Source organism: Streptomyces sp. NPDC096079 (genome assembly GCF_040303145.1).
Lineage (GTDB): Bacteria > Actinomycetota > Actinomycetes > Streptomycetales > Streptomycetaceae > Streptomyces.
Genome location: NZ_JBEOST010000008.1, coordinates 132564 through 149462, shown reverse-complemented (window position 1 = coordinate 149462; position 16899 = coordinate 132564). Strand labels below are relative to the sequence as shown.

The 16899-nt window shown below is 72.4% G+C and carries 6 protein-coding genes; 5 read left to right on the top strand and 1 reads right to left on the bottom strand.

The genetic code is table 11. From position 1 onward, the window contains the following. Nucleotides 1-61: 61 nt before the first annotated feature. On the top strand, nucleotides 62-3088 hold the full coding sequence (locus tag ABTY59_RS18510) for an AfsR/SARP family transcriptional regulator (protein ID WP_352020027.1): 3027 nt from the start codon (nucleotides 62-64) through the stop codon (nucleotides 3086-3088). Nucleotides 3089-3110: 22 nt separating this feature from the next. Here the strand turns inward: ABTY59_RS18510 and ABTY59_RS18505 are convergent, their stop codons facing one another. Next, a complete protein-coding gene (locus ABTY59_RS18505) occupies nucleotides 3111-3371 on the bottom strand; it encodes a hypothetical protein (protein ID WP_352020026.1) in 261 nt (86 codons plus the stop codon). A 305-nt stretch (nucleotides 3372-3676) separates the two neighbouring features. On the opposite strand from ABTY59_RS18505, the gene ABTY59_RS18500 reads away from it, so the two are divergent. The 4 genes from ABTY59_RS18500 to ABTY59_RS18485 all read left to right on the top strand — a co-directional run bounded on the left by ABTY59_RS18500 (nucleotide 3677) and on the right by ABTY59_RS18485 (nucleotide 16892). Continuing rightward, on the top strand, nucleotides 3677-5011 hold the full coding sequence (locus ABTY59_RS18500) for a helix-turn-helix domain-containing protein (RefSeq protein ID WP_352020025.1): 1335 nt from the start codon (nucleotides 3677-3679) through the stop codon (nucleotides 5009-5011). Nucleotides 5012-5489: 478 nt separating this feature from the next. Beyond that, the gene (locus ABTY59_RS18495) at nucleotides 5490-15029 is read left to right on the top strand and encodes a non-ribosomal peptide synthetase (protein ID WP_352020024.1); all 9540 of its coding nucleotides are present in this window, start codon (nucleotides 5490-5492) and stop codon (nucleotides 15027-15029) included. Continuing rightward, nucleotides 15026-15811, top strand: coding sequence for a thioesterase II family protein (locus ABTY59_RS18490; protein ID WP_352020023.1), 786 nt, complete (start codon nucleotides 15026-15028; stop codon nucleotides 15809-15811). Before ABTY59_RS18495 ends, ABTY59_RS18490 begins: the two co-directional genes overlap by 4 nt. A gap of 46 nt (nucleotides 15812-15857) precedes the next feature. Continuing rightward, the gene (locus ABTY59_RS18485) at nucleotides 15858-16892 is read left to right on the top strand and encodes a TauD/TfdA family dioxygenase (protein WP_352020022.1); all 1035 of its coding nucleotides are present in this window, start codon (nucleotides 15858-15860) and stop codon (nucleotides 16890-16892) included. Nucleotides 16893-16899 lie beyond the last annotated feature (7 nt).

Sequence of the window (16899 nt, the reverse complement as noted above, 5' to 3'; positions counted from 1 at the left end):
TTCTTTGGTGGGGGAATCGGTGACGGACGACATCGGGGACAGATCCCAGGAACTCCCGGACATGTCGCCCCTTGCCTTCCGGGTCCTGGGACCGCTGCAGGTCCACGGCCCCGGCGGGCCGCTGCGGCTGCCTCCCGGGCGCCAGGAGGTCATCCTCGCGGCGCTGCTCCTGGAGACGAACCGCGTGGTCAGCACCAACCACCTCGTGGACCTCATCTGGGAGGACAACCCGCCGGAGACCGCGCGCACCCAGGTGCAGATCTGTGTGTCCCGGCTGCGGAAGCTGCTCGCCGGCGCGGACGGCGAGGTCTCGATCACGACCCGGCCCCCGGGGTACGTGCTCCACACCGACCCGGCGAACGTGGACGCCGCACTCTTCACCGACCTCGTCTTACGGGCCCGGCGGCACCGGGAGAACGGTGAACTCGCCCAGGCCGTGCGGCTGCTGAGGAGCGCGGTGACGCTGTGGCAGGGCGACTGCCTCTCCGGCCTCGACAGCGGCCCCCTCGCCAACAAGGCGCGCCAGCTCAACGAGGAACGCCTCACCGCCGTCGAACTCCGCATCCAGCTCGAACTCGAACTCGGCCGTTCCGACGGCCTGGTGGGCGAGCTGCAGCGGCTCACCCACGAACACCCCCTGCGGGAGAAGCTGCGCGGCCAGCTGATCCAGGCGCTGTACTGGTCGGGACGCCAGGCCGAGGCGCTGGAGGCGTTCCGCACCGCACGACGGTTCCTCGCCGAGGAACTCGGCCTCGAACCCAGCCGGGAGCTCCGAGAGCTGGAGTCCGCGATCCTCGCGGGCCGGCTGCCGGCCCCCGCCGGAGCCGTGCCCGTCCGCGTACCGGCACAGCATGCCTCGCCCGAGGAGCCCGTGCGGCAGGCGGAGGGGGAGACCGACGGGGACACGGACGCGACCGCTCCGACGGCCGTCCCGCCTGCAGAATCGGTTCGGCAGGACGCCGTGCCGCATCAGCTGCCCGCCGCCGTCGCCGACTTCGTATCCGACCCCGGGCAGATCGCCGCACTGGAACAGGCACTGACCGGACGGCCCGGCCGCACCACGGTCGGACTCGCCGCCATCACCGGCAAGCCCGGCACCGGCAAGTCGACCCTCGCCGTGCACGTCGCCCACCTGCTCGCCGAGACAGGCTTCCCCGACGGCCAGCTCTACTGCGACCTGCGCGGGACGACCGGCAGCCCGGCCACCGCCGAAGAGGTCCTGGGACGGTTCCTGCGCGCCCTCGGCATCCCCGGCCAGCTCATCCCCGAATCCCTGGACGAGCGCGCCGAGATGTACCGCACCCGCCTCGCCTCCCGCCGCGTCCTCGTCGTCCTCGACGACGCCGCCGGCGAGGGCCAGGTGCTCCCCCTGCTGCCCGGCAGCCGCGGCTGCGCCGTCCTCGTCACCGGCCGCGCCCGCCTCACCGCCCTGCCCGGCGCGCACCGCGTGGAACTCGACGTGCTCGCCGAGGACCGCGCGCTCGAACTGCTCTCCCGGATCGTCGGACGCGAACGCGTCGCCGGTGAGGCGGCCGCCGCCGAAGCCCTGGTCCGCACCGTCGGACGGCTCCCGCTGGCCCTGCGGATCGTCGCCGCCCGCCTGGCGGCGCGCCCGCACTGGACCCTGGCGTCCATGGTGCAGCGCCTCGCCAACGAGCGGCACCGGCTCGACGAGCTCGCGCACGGCGAGATGACCATGCGTGCCAGCCTGTCGCTCACCTACGAGGGCCTGGCGCCCGAGGACCGCCGGCTGCTCCGGCTCCTCAGCATGGCGCAGGCGCCGACGCTGCCGAGCTGGCTCGCGGGAGCACTCCTCGACGACCACCGCCCCTTCCCGTCGGACCTGATGGAACCGCTGGTCGACGTGCAGATGCTCGACGTCGCCGGAGTCGAACGGACCGGAGGCTTCCGGTACCGCTTCCACGAGATCATCCGCGTCTACGCGCGGGAACAGCTCGCGGCCCACCACACGCCCGAGGTCCGTCAGGAGGCGCTCGCCCGGATGGCGGGCGGCTGGATGCACCTGGCCCAGCAGGCCCATCGGAAGGTGTACGGAGGGGACTTCACCGTCCTGCACGGCGACGCGCCCCGCTGGGAACCCCCGGCGGCCTATTCGGACGAGGTGCTCGCCGACCCGCTGGCCTGGCTCGACGCGGAGCAGGCCTCACTGTGCGGCATGGTCGAGCACACCGCCGAAGCGGGCCTCCACGACCTCAGCTGGGACCTCGCGACCTCGCTCGTCACCCTCTTCGAGGTGCGCGGCCACTACGACCTGTGGGAGCAGACGCACCTGAGCGCACTGGCCGCCGTCCGCAAGGCGGGCAACCTGCGGGGCACCGCCGCGATACGCGCCTCGCTCGGCTCCCTCTACATGAGCCGCAACCAGTTCGACACGGCCCGGCAGGCGCTGAACTCGGCCCTCGACGTCTTCCAGGCGCTCGACGAACCGATGGGCGAGGCGCTGTGCCGCCGCGACATGGCGCTCATCGCCCGCACCAGCGGCGACGACCTCTCCGCCCTGGAGCTGTACCGGCGGTCCCTCGCCGACTTCGACCGGGCCGGCGACGTCGTGGGCCGCGCGATCGTCCTCACCCAGAGTGCCCACATCCGGATGCGGCAGGGCGAGATCGCGGCGGCGCAGGGCCAGCTGGACGAGGCCCTCGACATCTACGAGGGCGTCGGATACACGGGGGGCCGGGCGCGCACCCTGCGACGCGTCGGACAGCTGCTGCTCGAACAGGGCCGGAGCGACCTCGCGGTCCTGACCTTCACGGAAGTGCTGGAACTGTGCAGGGATTCCGGCGATGTGATCGGCGAGGGCCATCTGCTCCGCGACCTGGGGCACGCCTTCACCGTGATGGGCCGTCCCGACCGTGCCAGGGACTTCTACGACCGCGCGGTGACCGCGCGGGAGGGCGTCATGGATTTTAGCGGGGGCGCGCTCGCGCGCCTCGACCTCGCCCGTCTCCTCGACGCGGAGCCCGGACGCTCCCGGGCACTGCTCGTGCCGGCGGTCGAGGTGTTCCGCGAGCGGCGGATGGGCCGGGAACTCGCGGAGGCGGAAAGGCTGCTCGCGACCGGCTGCTGAGCGCCGGGCCCGGTCGTACGGGTCAGTCCCAGGGGTTGTTGTCGTTGCTGCACGGGGTCGTGGTGCCGCCGGTGGTGGTGCCGCCGGTGGTGCCGCCCGTCGTCGTGCCGCCCGTGCCGGTCCCCGAGGTCGGGCAGCCCGTCGTCGTGCTCGTGCTCGTTCCGGTGCCCGTGGTCTCGTCGGCCCAGCTCGCCTGCACACCCACCCCGGTCACGATCACGATCAGCGCGGAGGCCACGGCGGCGCGGAGGGTGGTGCGGGCGGCGGTGGTGGAGATCGACATCGGATCCTGCCTCTCGGTCGTGTGCGGCGTTTCCTTCTGACCACCAACTTAGGAAGAAGGGGATTCACCGCACCGTTCGCTGCCTTATCACCCCGCTATCACGGCACGACGCCCCGCCCGCGGCGCTATCACGGACCCCGGACCGCTATCACGGACCCGCGAACCGCCCTTAGTGACGCGATGCCCCCCGAATAGGCGCGTCCGGACGATGGATCCCAGCAGACGGCGAGGCGCAGCCCCCGGACGGCGGCCCGACCGGGCCTCCGCCCGGCGGCCCGCCCCAACTCGACCAGCGGGAGCATCACATGACGACCAGTCTCTCCCCCGAGGACACCGTGACGGCCACCGCCGCGCTCGGCACCCTCATACGCGGCCACCGGCTCCGCATCGGCCTCACCCAGCAGGAGCTGGCGGACCTCTCCACCATCAGCGTCCGCGCCATCCGCGACCTGGAGAAGGGCAAGGCACAGCGCCCCAGAGCCGACACCGTCCGGCTGATCGCCGACGGCCTGCGCCTGGGCCCCCGGGCCCGCACAGCTCTGGAGGACGCCGTGCGGCGCGGACACCGGGGCGGCGTCGGGACCCGGCACCTCGCCGCCGAGCGGCCCGCCCCGCCCGTACCGCTCCATCCGCTGATCGAGCGGGAGGCCGAGGCCACCGTCCTCGCCGAAGAGCTGCGCTCCGGCGCCGAACGGCTGATCACCGTCGTGGGCCTCACCGGCGTCGGCAAGACGAGACTGGCCCTGGAGGCGGCGGCCCGCCTGCACGACGCCGGCTTCCCCGTCCTGTGGCACACCGCCCCCGGGGCGGTCGCCGACTGCCTGCCCGCCTGCGACGAGCGTCCCGCCGCCCTGGCCGCCGACTGCGCCGCCTTCCTGCACGGCGACGGCCCGGCCGACGACCTCCTCCCCGACCTGTCCGGCACCCTCGGCGACCGTGCCGTGCTCCTCGTCCTCGACGGCGTCGACACCGGGCGGCTCGACTTCCACCGGCTGACCCTGCTCCTTCGCGAACTGCCCGGACTCCGCCTGCTCGTCACCGCCGACGAGCCGTGGAACGTCCCCGGCGAGCGCCTCTTCCTCCTCTCGCCCCTGGAGGCACCGGACCCCGCCGACGGCATCCGCCCCGACGCGCCCGCCGCCCGCTTCCTCCTCAGCAGGCTCCGCCACGTCCGCCCCGACATCGTCCCCGACGACCGCGTCCTCGCCGACGTCGCGTGGGTCAGCCACCGCCTCGACGGCCACCCGCTCGCCCTCTCCGCCGCGGCCTCCTGGCTCACCGTCTGCGACCTCACCACGCTCCGCGGCATCGTCGACTCCGACCCGGCGCCGCTGCTCGACCACCTGTCCGACGGCCGCTCCGGCTCCCGCCTCCGCGAGCGCGTCGCCCGCACCCTCGCCGCGCTGCCCGACGGCCACCGGGAACTGATCGGCACGCTCTGCGCCGCGGACGAGGACGAGTTCGTCCTCGAAGACGTCGTCCGCCTCACCGGCATGCCCCTGCCGCACTGCGGCCGCACCGTCCGCGACCTGCTGGTCAGCGGAGTCATCCGGGCCGGCACCCGCGGCGGCCGCTCCGCGTTCCGCGTCCTGTGCGTGGTCCGCGCCCTCGCGACGGCCACCGCCGCAGCCGCGAGCTGACCGGCGACACGGCTTCCACGGCGACGGCGCCGACCACGGCGACGGTCACGACCACGGCGGCGGCGCCGACCACGGCGGCGGTCACGGCCCGCGGAGCGGCATCGGGCCGCCCCCCGTCCCGGCCCCCCACCCGACCCGACCACGGCGGTGGTCCCGCCCACGGCGACGGCGCCGACCACGGCGGCGGCCACGACCACGGCGGCGGCCACGGCTCGCGGAGCGGCATCGGGCCGCCTCCGCCCCCGCCCCGGCCTCGCCCCCCACCCGACCCGCCCACCGCCATCGACGGACCCCCACGACGTCGCTACGACTGCCGGAACCGCTGCCGCACGACTGCCGCCCAGCCGCCGATTCGCTGGCGTACCGCCGCCTCAACTGCCGCTCGCGGCCCCCGCCCACGGGTTGTATGACCACTGCGCCGCCCGAGCCCGCTCGCCGCCCCCTCCCTCCTCTGCCGTGACTTCCACAGGAGCCCCTCATGCCGTTCGACACGCCCGTCGCACCCGCTCCGGCTGCCGTCCGGCTGCCGCTCTCGGTGGCCCAGCGTGACATCTGGACGGCACACGCCCTCGACCCCACCGGCGTGAAGTACAACGTCGCCGAGTGCCGCGAGATCAACGGCCCCGTGGACCCCGAGGTGATGGCGGCCGCCTGGCACCGGCTCGTCGAGGAGGCGGACTTCCTCCGCATCAGCCGCTTCGAGGACGACGGCGAGCAGGTGTGGCAGCTCCTCGACCCCGACGCCGGCTCGCGCACCCTGCCCTTCACCGACGTGAGCGCCACGGACGACCCCGACACCGAGGCATGGCGGATCGTCGACGCGCTGATCAGCGCCCCCTTCGACCTCACCGACCAGCCGCCGGTCCGCTGCGCCCTGATCAAGCTCGGGGAGGAGAGGTACTTCTACTTCTACGGCTTCCACCACCTCGTCGTCGACGGCGTCGGCGTCTCGATGGCGCTGGCACGGCTGATCGAGCTGTACGAGCAGGCGGTCGCGGGCGAGACCTGGGGACCCTCCCCGTTCGGGAGCCTGCCCGAACTCCTCGCCGAGGACGCGCGGTACCGGGAGTCCGAGGAGGCCGCCGCCGAGCGCGCCGCCTGGCGGGAGCACCTCGCCGGAGCGCCGGACGCCCCCGCCGGACTCGTCCGCGGCACCGGACGTGCCCCGGCCGCGCACGGCGGCCTGCCCTTCTCCCGCCGCAGCGTACGGATCTCCCCGGCGGACGCCGACCGGCTCCGCACGGTGGCGCGCGGCGCGCGCGCCACCTGGTCCGTCCTCCTCGTGGCCCTGTTCACCGCCTACCTCCACCGCGTCACCGGACAGACCGAGCTGATGATCGCCCTCCCGGTCACCGGCCGCACCTCCCCGCTGGCGCGCAGCACCCCCGGCATGTCGTCGAACGTGGTCCCGCTGCGCCTCCGGATCGGCCCCGAGGACTCGCTGAGCGCCCTGGTCCGCTCGGTGGGCGCCGAGGTCAAGCACGGCCTGCGCCACCAGGCGACCCGCTACGAGGACCTGTGCCGCGACGCCGGAGTCATCGACGGCTCCCGCAGGCTCGCCGCACCCGTCCTCAACATCATGGGCTTCCACGCGGACCTCACCGTCTGCGGCCATCCGACGGTCAACCACAACGTGAGCAACGGCCCCGTCGACGACCTCAGCGTCGCCGTGCTCGACCTGGGCGCCGCGCACGGCCTGCGCATCGACTTCGACACCCCGGTGGAGGGCGTCGACGTGGCGGCGGTCGCCGGCCACCAGGACCGGTTCGCGGCCTTCCTCACCGCCGCCCTCGCCGCCGACCGCCCGACCGAACGCCGGGTCGCCGACCTCGACGTGCTGTCGGACGCCGAGCGCGCACTCCTGACGGGCAGCTGGTCAGGGCCGCTGGCGGAGCGCGTGGAGACCACACTCGTCGAGCGGTTCGAGCAGCAGGCGGCGCTGCATCCCGACGGGGTCGCGCTCATCGACGAGGCGGGCGAGGTCACGTACGCCGAACTCAACGCCGCGGCCAACCGCTGGGCCCGCCATCTGCGCTCCCGCGGCCTCGGGCGCGGCGACATGGCCGGCGTCCTGTTCGAGCGCGGAACCCGCTTCGCCACCGCCCTGCTCGCCGTCCTGAAGACCGGCGCCGCCCACGTGCTGCTCGACCCGGACTTCCCCGACGACCGGCTGCGCTCGGCCGCCACCGACGCCGGCATCAGCCACCTCGTCACCCGCCCGGTCCTCGCCCCGCGCGTCGACGGCCCCTGGGAGACCCACACCGAGGCCCCGGGCGAACTCCTGACCCGCAACCCCGGCAACCTGGGCGTGCCGCTCGGCCCCGACGACCCCGCCTGCCTGATGTTCACGTCCGGCTCCACCGGCCGGCCGAAGGCCATCCTCTCCTCCCACCGCAACCTGGTGGCGACCCTGATCGGCCAGCCCTACCTCCCGGTGGGCCCGGACCAGATCTACCTCCAGTGCTCGCCGGTGTCCTGGGACGCCTTCAGCCTGGAGTTCTGGGGCGCCCTCCTGCACGGCGGCACCGCGGTCCTCCAGCCGGGACAGAAGCCGGAACCGGCCCTCGTGACCGAGCTTGCCCGCCGGCACCGCGTCACCACCCTCCTGCTCTCCGCCACCCTCTTCAACTACCTCACGGACGAACACCCCGAAGCCTTCGAGACCGTCACCACCGCCTACACGGTGGGAGAGGCCGCCTCCCCGGCGCACGTCCACAAGCTCCAGCGGCTCAGGCCCGGCATCGCCGTGCTCAACGGCTACGGCCCCGCCGAGGTCATGATCTACGCGACCACCCACACCGTGGAGCCCGCGGCAGCGCCCCACCCGGTCATCCCGATCGGCACCCCGCTCGTCAACAAGCCGGCCTACGTCCTGGACGCAGCCCTGAACCTGTGCCCGCCCGGCGTGACGGGCGAGCTGTACGTGGCGGGCGAGGGCCTCGCCCACGGCTACCTGGGCCGGCCCGACCTGACCGCCACCCGCTTCGTACCCGACCCCTTCGGTCCGCCGGGCGGACGCCTGTACCGGACCGGCGACCTCGTCCGCTTCGACCGGGACGGCCGCCTCCTCTACGAGGGACGGGCCGACGACCAGGTCAAGATCCGCGGCTTCCGCATCGAGCCCGGCGAGACCGAGGCCGCCCTGCTCACCCACCCCGCGGTCACCCGGGCCGTCGTCACCGTCCACGAGAAGCGACTGGCCGCCTATGTCGTCCTCGCGGACGCCGACGCCGAGCCCGACGAGATCCGCCGACACGTCGCCGACCGGCTGCCGGAGCACCTCGTCCCCACGTACCTCACCACCCTCGACCGTCTGCCCGTCACCCCCAACGGAAAGATCGACAAGCGGTCGCTCCCGGCACCGACGACCCTCCTGGGAACGCACCGGGCTCCGCGCGACGAGACCGAGGAGATCCTGGCCGCCCTGTTCGCCCGGACCCTGGACACGACCGACCCGGTCGGCGTCGACGACGGCTTCTTCGCCCTCGGAGGGCACTCGCTGCTCGCGGCCCGGCTGACGAACCACATCGCCGACGCGTTCGGCGTACGGCTCACGATCCGGGACGTGTTCGGTCACCCGACCGTGGCCGGACTCGCGGAGCTGGTGACCGGGAAGGGGACGGGAGAGGCTCTCCCGCCGCTGATCGCGGGGGAGGGGGCCGGCGAGCGTGCCCCGGCGTCGTTCGCGCAGCGTCGGCTGTGGCTGCTCGCGCAGCTGGAGGGCGACAGCGCCGCCTACAACGTGCCGATGGCGGTACGCCTGGAGGACGCCCCGGACCGGACGGCCCTCGCGTCCGCGCTGAGCGATGTCGTGGAGCGGCATGCTCCGCTGCGGACCGTGTTCGAGCCGGTGGAGGGCGAGCCGCGTCAGCGTGTCCTCGCGCCCGAGCAGGCCCGGGTGGAGGTGGACTGGCGACGGATCAAAGCAGACGCACTGGACGGCGAGTTGGCTGCCGAAGCGGGTCGGGCTTTCGATCTGGCGGTGGAGCTTCCGTTGCGGGTGGTGGCGTTCGAGCTGGGTGGCGGGGTGGTGGTGCTGTCGTTGGTGGTGCATCACATCGCGACGGATGGTCTGTCGAACGGTGTGTTCTTCGCGGATCTTCAGCGGGCGTATGAGGCTCGGGTCGCGGGTGTCGAAGGGCGTGTGCTTGAGCCTTTGGCCGTGCAGTACGCGGATTATGCGGCGTGGCAGCGGCGGGTGTTGGGCTCGGTGGACGACCCGGGGAGTGTGCTGGGCCGGGAGGTGGGGTTCTGGCGGGGGGCCTTGGCGGGTCTGCCGGAGCAGCACGGGCTGAACCTGGACCGTCCGAGGCCGGCGAGGGCTTCGCATCGGGGCGGGCAGGTGGAACTCGATCTGGGTGAGGACCTGTTCGCTCGGGTGCTGGCGTGCGCGAAGGCCGAGGGGTGCACGCCGTTCATGGTGGTGCACGCGGCTTTGGTGGCGGCGCTGTCGCGGCTGGGTGCGGGGTCGGATCTGGCGATCGGTACGCCGGTGGCGGGTCGTGGTGAGCGGTCGTTGCAGGACCTCGTGGGGTTCTTCGTGAACACGCTGGTGCTGCGGACGGACAGTTCGGGTGACCCGAGTTTCCGGGATCTGCTGCGCCGGGTCCGTTCGGTCGATCTGGACGCGTTCGCGCATCAGGACGCTCCGTTCGACGTCGTGCTGGAAGCGGTGAACCCGACGCGCAGCCTGTCGCGTCACCCCCTCTTCCAGATCAGCCTCGGACTGGAGACCGAAGGCGGCCCCCGCTTCGAGCTGAGCGGCATCCGGACCGGGCCGTTGGAGAAGTTCTCCAACGGATCCGCCAAGTTCGACCTGGAGTTCTTCCTCCGCTCCGACGACGAGAAGGGGCTCCGGGCGACCGTGCTCTTCGCGGCGGAGCTGTTCGACGAGGCCACGGTACGGCGGATGTCGACCGTCCTCGGCGAGGTGCTCGGGCAGGTCCTCGACGAGCCGGGCCTGCGGCTTTCGGCCCTGGAGGTGCTGACGGAGTCCGAGCGCGAGCTGTTGACGGGTGACTGGTCGGGGCCGGTGGCGGCCCCGGTGGAGAGCACGCTCGTGGAGCGCTTCGAGGAGCAGGTGGCGAGGCGTCCGGAGGCGACGGCCCTGGTCGCCGGTGAGCGTGTGGTCACGTATGCCGAGCTGAACGCGATGGGCAACCGGTGGGCGCGCCATCTGCGGTCCCGGGGCCTGGGGCGCGGTGACATGGCGGGTGTGCTGCTGGATCGTGGGGTGGAGTTCGCCGCTGCGGTGATCGGGGTCGTGAAGTCGGGGGCGGGATACACGCTGCTCGACCCGGACTTCCCGGTCGAGCGCCTCCGCTCCGCTGCCACCGACGCCGGCATCAGCGTGCTCGTCAGCGAGCCCCGCCTTGCCGCACGCCTGGCCGGGCCCTGGGACACGGCCTCCTGCTCGTCGGAGCAGCTGGCCCAGCTCAGCGGCGAGAACATCGGGGTCGAGCTGAGCGCCGACGACTCCGCCTGCTTGATGTTCACGTCGGGTTCGACGGGTCGGCCGAAGGCGATTCTGTCGTCGCACCGGAATCTGGTGTCGACGGTGAGCGGGCAGTCGTATGGCGGGTTCGGTGCGGGGGAGGTGTTCCTGCAGTGCTCGCCGGTGTCGTGGGACGCGTTCAGTCTGGAGTTCTGGGGTGCGTTGCTGCACGGTGGTGTGTCGGTGTTGCAGCCGGGGCAGCGTCCGGAGCCGGTGCTGATCGCCGAGCTGTCGCGCAGGCACGCGGTCACGATGCTTCAGTTGTCGGCCAGTCTGTTCAACTTCCTGGTCGATGAGCATCCGGAGGCCTTCGACACGGTCACCGTGGCGTTCACGGGTGGGGAGGCGGCTTCTCCGGCGCACGTGCACAAGCTTCAGGAGTTGAGGCCGGGTGTCAGGGTCGTCAACGGTTACGGTCCGGCGGAGTCGATGGGCTTCACGACCACGCACCTGGTCGAGCCGGCCGGTGAGCCGCACGCGCTGATCCCGATCGGTGTGCCGCTGGTGAACAAGGCGGCCTACGTCCTGGACGCCCGTCTCGGGTTGTGTGCGCCGGGGGTGACCGGTGAGCTGTATCTGGCCGGCGAGGGACTCGCCCACGGTTACCTGGGCCGGTCCGACCTGACCGCCACCCGCTTCGTACCCGATCCCTTCGGAACCGAGGGCAGCCGTCTCTACCGGACCGGGGACCTCGCGCACTTCGACCGGCACGGGCATCTGCACTACGACGGTCGGGCCGACGACCAGATCAAGATCCGCGGATTCCGTGTCGAGCCCGGCGAGACCGAGGCCGCCCTGCTCACCCACCCCGCGGTCACCCAGGCCGTCGTCACCGTCCACCACGAACAACTCGCCGCGTACATCGTCATCGGGCGGCCGGCGGACCCCGACGAGGTCCGCCGCCACCTCTCCGACCGGCTTCCCGAGCACCTGGTCCCCGCGCACGTCATCGTCCTGGAGCGGCTGCCCCTGACGCCCAACGGGAAGGTCGACAAGCGGGCCCTGCCCGAGCCGGCCCCCGTCGCCTCCACCGGCCGCGCCCCGCGCACGCCCCTGGAGGAGACCCTCCTCGCCCTCTTCGCCCGCACCCTCGACACCGCCGCAGAACTGACCATCGACGACGACTTCTTCCACCACGGCGGCCACTCGCTGCTCGCGGCCCGGCTGACGAACCACATCGAGGAAGCCCTGGGCGCGCGGTTGACGATCCGGGACGTGTTCGGTCGTCCGACGGTCGCGGGTCTCGCGGAGCTGGTGGCCGGGAAGGGGGCGGGAGAGGCTCTTCCGCCGCTGATCGCGGGGGAGGGAGCCGGTGACGGTGTCCCGGCGTCGTTCGCGCAGCGTCGGCTGTGGCTGCTCGCGCAGCTGGAGGGCGACAGTGCTGCCTACAACGTGCCGATGGTGGTGCGATGCGAGGGCGTGCTGGACCTCGGAGCACTGGAGTCCGCGCTGAGCGATGTCGTGGAGCGGCATGCTCCGCTGCGGACGGTGTTCGACGCGGTGGAGGGCGAGCCGCGTCAGCGGCTCCTGCCGCCGGAGCAGGCCAGGGTCTCGGTGGAGCGACGGAGCGTCGCCGCCTCCGATCTCGCCGCCGAGCTGGACGAGCTGGCCGGTCGGGCTTTCGATCTGGCGGTGGAGCTTCCGTTGCGGGTGGTGGCGTTCGAGCTGGGTGGCGGGGTGGTGGTGCTGTCGTTGGTGGTGCATCACATCGCGACGGATGGTCTGTCGAACGGTGTGTTCTTCGCGGATCTGCAGCGGGCGTATGAGGCTCGGGTCGCGGGTGTCGAAGGGCGTGTGCTTGAGCCTTTGGCCGTGCAGTACGCGGATTATGCGGCGTGGCAGCGGCGGGTGTTGGGCTCGGTGGATGACCCGGGGAGTGTGCTGGGCCGGGAGGTGGGGTTCTGGCGGGGGGCCTTGGCGGGTCTGCCGGAGCAGCACGGGCTGAACCTGGACCGTCCGAGGCCGGCGAGGGCTTCGCATCGGGGCGGGAAGGTGGAACTCGATCTGGGTGAGGACCTGTTCGCTCGGGTGCTGGCGTGCGCGAAGGCCGAGGGGTGCACGCCGTTCATGGTGGTGCACGCGGCTTTGGTGGCGGCGCTGTCGCGGCTGGGTGCGGGGTCGGATCTGGCGATCGGTACGCCGGTGGCGGGTCGTGGTGAGCGGTCGTTGCAGGACCTTGTGGGGTTCTTCGTGAACACGCTGGTGCTGCGGACGGACAGTTCGGGTGACCCGAGTTTCCGGGATCTGCTGCGCCGGGTCCGTTCGGTCGATCTGGACGCGTTCGCGCATCAGGAGGCCCCGTTCGACGTCGTGCTGGAAGCGGTGAACCCGACGCGCAGCCTGTCGCGTCACCCCCTCTTCCAGATCTGCCTCGGCCTCGAAGTGGGGGGCCTGCCGGAGCTCCACCTGCCCGGGGTCAGGACCGCGGAGATCTCGGGGCTCGGGAACGGCGCCGCGAAGTTCGACCTCGAATTCCTGCTCCGCTCCGACGACAGCCGCCGCCTGCACGGCGCGATCCTCTTCGCCGCCGAACTGTTCGACGAGGACTCGGTACGGCGCATGGCGTCGGTCCTCGGCCAGGTCCTGTCCCAGGTGCTCGACGACCCCGGTCTGCCGCTGTCCTCCCTGGAGGTGCTGTCGAGCGCGGAGCGCGCGCTGCTGACCGGCCCGTGGGCGGGAACCGTCGCCGACGGGGGTGACGCCTCGCTCGTGGAGCGCTTCGAGGAGCAGGTGGCGAGGCGTCCGGAGGCGACGGCCCTGGTCGCCGGTGAGCGTGTGGTCACGTATGCCGAGCTGAACGCGATGGGCAACCGGTGGGCGCGCCATCTGCGGTCCCGGGGCCTGGGCCGTGGCGACATGGCGGGTGTGCTGCTGGATCGTGGGGTGGAGTTCGCCGCTGCGGTGATCGGGGTCGTGAAGTCGGGGGCGGGATACACGCTGCTCGACCCGGACTTCCCGGACGAGCGCCTCCGCTCCGCTGCCACCGACGCCGGCATCAGGCATCTGGTGACCGCGCCGGCCCTGGCCAAGCGCGTCGAGGGACCGTGGCAGACCCACACCGAGGCCCCGGGCGACCTCCTCTCCCGCCATCCCGGCAACCTCGGCCTGCCCCTCGGCCCTGAGGACTCGGCCTGCTTGATGTTCACGTCGGGTTCGACGGGTCGGCCGAAGGCGATTCTGTCGTCGCACCGGAATCTGGTGTCGACGGTGAGCGGGCAGTCGTATGGCGGGTTCGGTGTGGGGGAGGTGTTCCTGCAGTGCTCGCCGGTGTCGTGGGACGCGTTCAGTCTGGAGTTCTGGGGTGCGTTGCTGCACGGTGGTGTGTCGGTGTTGCAGCCGGGGCAGCGTCCGGAGCCGGTGCTGATCGCCGAGCTGTCGCGCAGGCACGCGGTGACGATGCTTCAGTTGTCGGCCAGTCTGTTCAACTTCCTGGTCGATGAGCATCCGGAGGCCTTCGACACGGTCACCGTGGCGTTCACGGGTGGGGAGGCGGCTTCTCCGGCGCACGTGCACAAGCTTCAGGAGTTGAGGCCGGGTGTCAGGGTCGTCAACGGTTACGGTCCGGCGGAGTCGATGGGCTTCACGACCACGCACCTGGTCGAGCCGGCCGGTGAGCCGCACGCGCTGATCCCGATCGGTGTGCCGCTGGTGAACAAGGCGGCCTTTATCCTGGACGCCCGTCTCGGGTTGTGTGCGCCGGGGGTGACGGGTGAGCTGTATCTGGCCGGCGAGGGTCTCGCCCACGGTTACCTGGGCCGGTCCGACCTGACCGCCACCCGCTTCGTACCGAACCCGTTCGCTGCGGCCGGTGAGCGGCTGTACCGGACCGGGGACCTGGCCCATTTCGACCGGCACGGGCATCTGCACTACGACGGTCGGGCCGACGACCAGATCAAGATCCGCGGATTCCGTGTCGAGCCCGGTGAGACCGAGGCCGCCCTGCTCACCCACCCCGCGGTCACCCAGGCCGTCGTGACCGTCCACCACGAACAACTCGCCGCCCACGTCGTCGCCGACGGGGACGTACACCCGCAGGACATCCGGCGGCACGTGGCGGAGCGGCTGCCCGAGCACCTCGTCCCGACCCATCTCATGGTCCTGGAGCGGCTGCCCCTGACGCCCAACGGGAAGGTCGACAAGCGGGCCCTGCCCGAGCCGGCCCCCGTCGCCTCCACCGGCCGCGCCCCGCGCACGCCCCTGGAGGAGACCCTCCTCGCCCTCTTCGCCCGCACCCTCGACACCGCCGCAGAACTGACCATCGACGACGACTTCTTCCACCACGGCGGCCATTCCCTCCTGGGTGCCCGCCTCACCAACCACATCGCCGGTGCCCTCGACGTGCGGCTCACCATCCGCGACGTCTTCCAGCACCCCACCCCCGCCCGGCTCGCCGAGCACATCGCCTCCCTGAAGGCCACGCCGGCGAGGAAGGCCCGACCCGCCCTCCGCCGCCGCACCACGACCGAGACGGTCTCCGAGACCGTCACCGAGACCGTCACCGCGACAGAACGGATCAGCTCATGACCACCTCCCCGACCCCCGCCCCCGAGGACGTCGTCTGGGACCTGCCCGGCGACCGGCCGCACCGCCTGTCGCTGCTCGTCCTCCCGCACGCCGGAGGCAACGCCCACGCGTACAGCGCCTGGCGCGAGCACCTCCCGGCGGACGTGCGGCTGCTCATCGGGCAGTACCCGGGCCGAGGCGCCCGCTTCAGCGAGGACCTGCCCGAGTCCGTCGACGACCTGGCGCTGCCCGTGGTCGACGCCCTCCCGGCGGACACCGGCGCCCTGGTGGTGCTCGGGCACAGCATGGGCTCCCTGGTCGCCTTCGAGGTGGCCCGCGCCCTGCAGGCCGACGGCCGCACCCCGCAGGGCCTGATCGCCTCCGCCTGCCGGGCGCCCGTGCTGCCCAACCAGTGCCCGGTGCACCCGGAGCGGCTCGACGACGACGAGCTGGTCGCGGCCATCAAGGAGCGTGGCGGCACGGACGACGGCATCCTCGACGACGAGGAGCTCCGCGAGATCGTCCTGCCGTCCATCCGCGCCGACTTCGCCATCGACGACGCCTACCGCTGCACCGCCCCGGCCGTGCGCCTCGACTGCCCGGTCGCGGTGTTCGGCGGGGACGCCGACCCGATCGTCCCGGTCGACATGCTCGACGGCTGGTCCCTGGTGGCCGGACACCCCGTCGTGCCCGAGGTGCTGACCGGGGACCACTTCTACTTCCAGCAGGACCTGCCCGGCTTCTTCGCCCGTCTGAACCCGGTCCTGGACTCCCTGGGCGCCACCGCCCCCAGCAACGCCTGAGCATCCGCCCCGCACCCGCCCTCCGAGGGATCACGAGGAACCCACCATGACCACGTACGCCCAGAACCCGGCCACCACCGGCATCACCGTCGTCCGGGAGCCCGGCAAGCCGGCCCTCGTCCACACCCCCGCCTTCGCCACCATGACGGAGGCCACCGCCTGGCTGTCCGCCCAGCTCCCCGCCATCCAGGCCGAACTGCACCGCTCCGGCGCGGTCATGCTGCGCGGACTCCCGGTGACGGACACGGAGACGTTCGCCGAGGCGCGTGACGCGCTGATCGCCCAGCGCGCCGGCTACAAGGAGAAGGCCACCCCCCGCAGCGACTTCGGCGAGGGAGTCTTCTCCTCCACCGACCTGCCGGCCGCCCAGGCGATCCGTCTGCACAACGAGAACAGCTACACCCTGGACTTCCCCGGCGTGCTGCTCTTCGGCTGCGTCACCGCCCCCGAGACGGGCGGAGCGACCACCGTCGGCGACATGCGCAAGGCCCTCGCCATGCTGCCGCGGGACCTGGTCGACCGGTTCGCCGAGGCCGGCTGGCTGCTGGTCCGCAACTACTCCGACCTCGCGGGCATGCCCTGGCGCAAGGCGTTCTCGTCGGAGGAGCCCGCCGGCGCGGAGGAGTACTGCGATGCCAACGCGATCGGATACGAGTGGCTCGACGAGGACACCCTGCGCACCCGCCAGCGCCGCTCCGCGATCATCACGCACCCGGTGACCGGCGACCGCTCCTGGTTCAACCACTTCGCGTTCTGGAACGCCCGCAGCCTCGACGAGGACGTCCGTGAGGTCCTCACCGAGACGTTCGGCGCGGACGGTCTTCCCTTCGACACCCGCCTGGGGGACGGCACCGCCCTCACCGACGCCGAGGTGGACGCCATCAACGACGTCTACCAGGCGGTCACGATGCGGGAGAGCTGGCAGACCGGCGACCTGATGCTCGTCGACAACATCCTCTGCGCGCACGGCCGGGAGTCGTACACCGGCGACCGGAAGATCGTCGTCGCCATGGGCGAGCCGGTCCGGCTGTCCGACTGCTCCCCGACCACCGCCCCCTCCACCACCCTGTACGGAAGGTGAGCCCCGC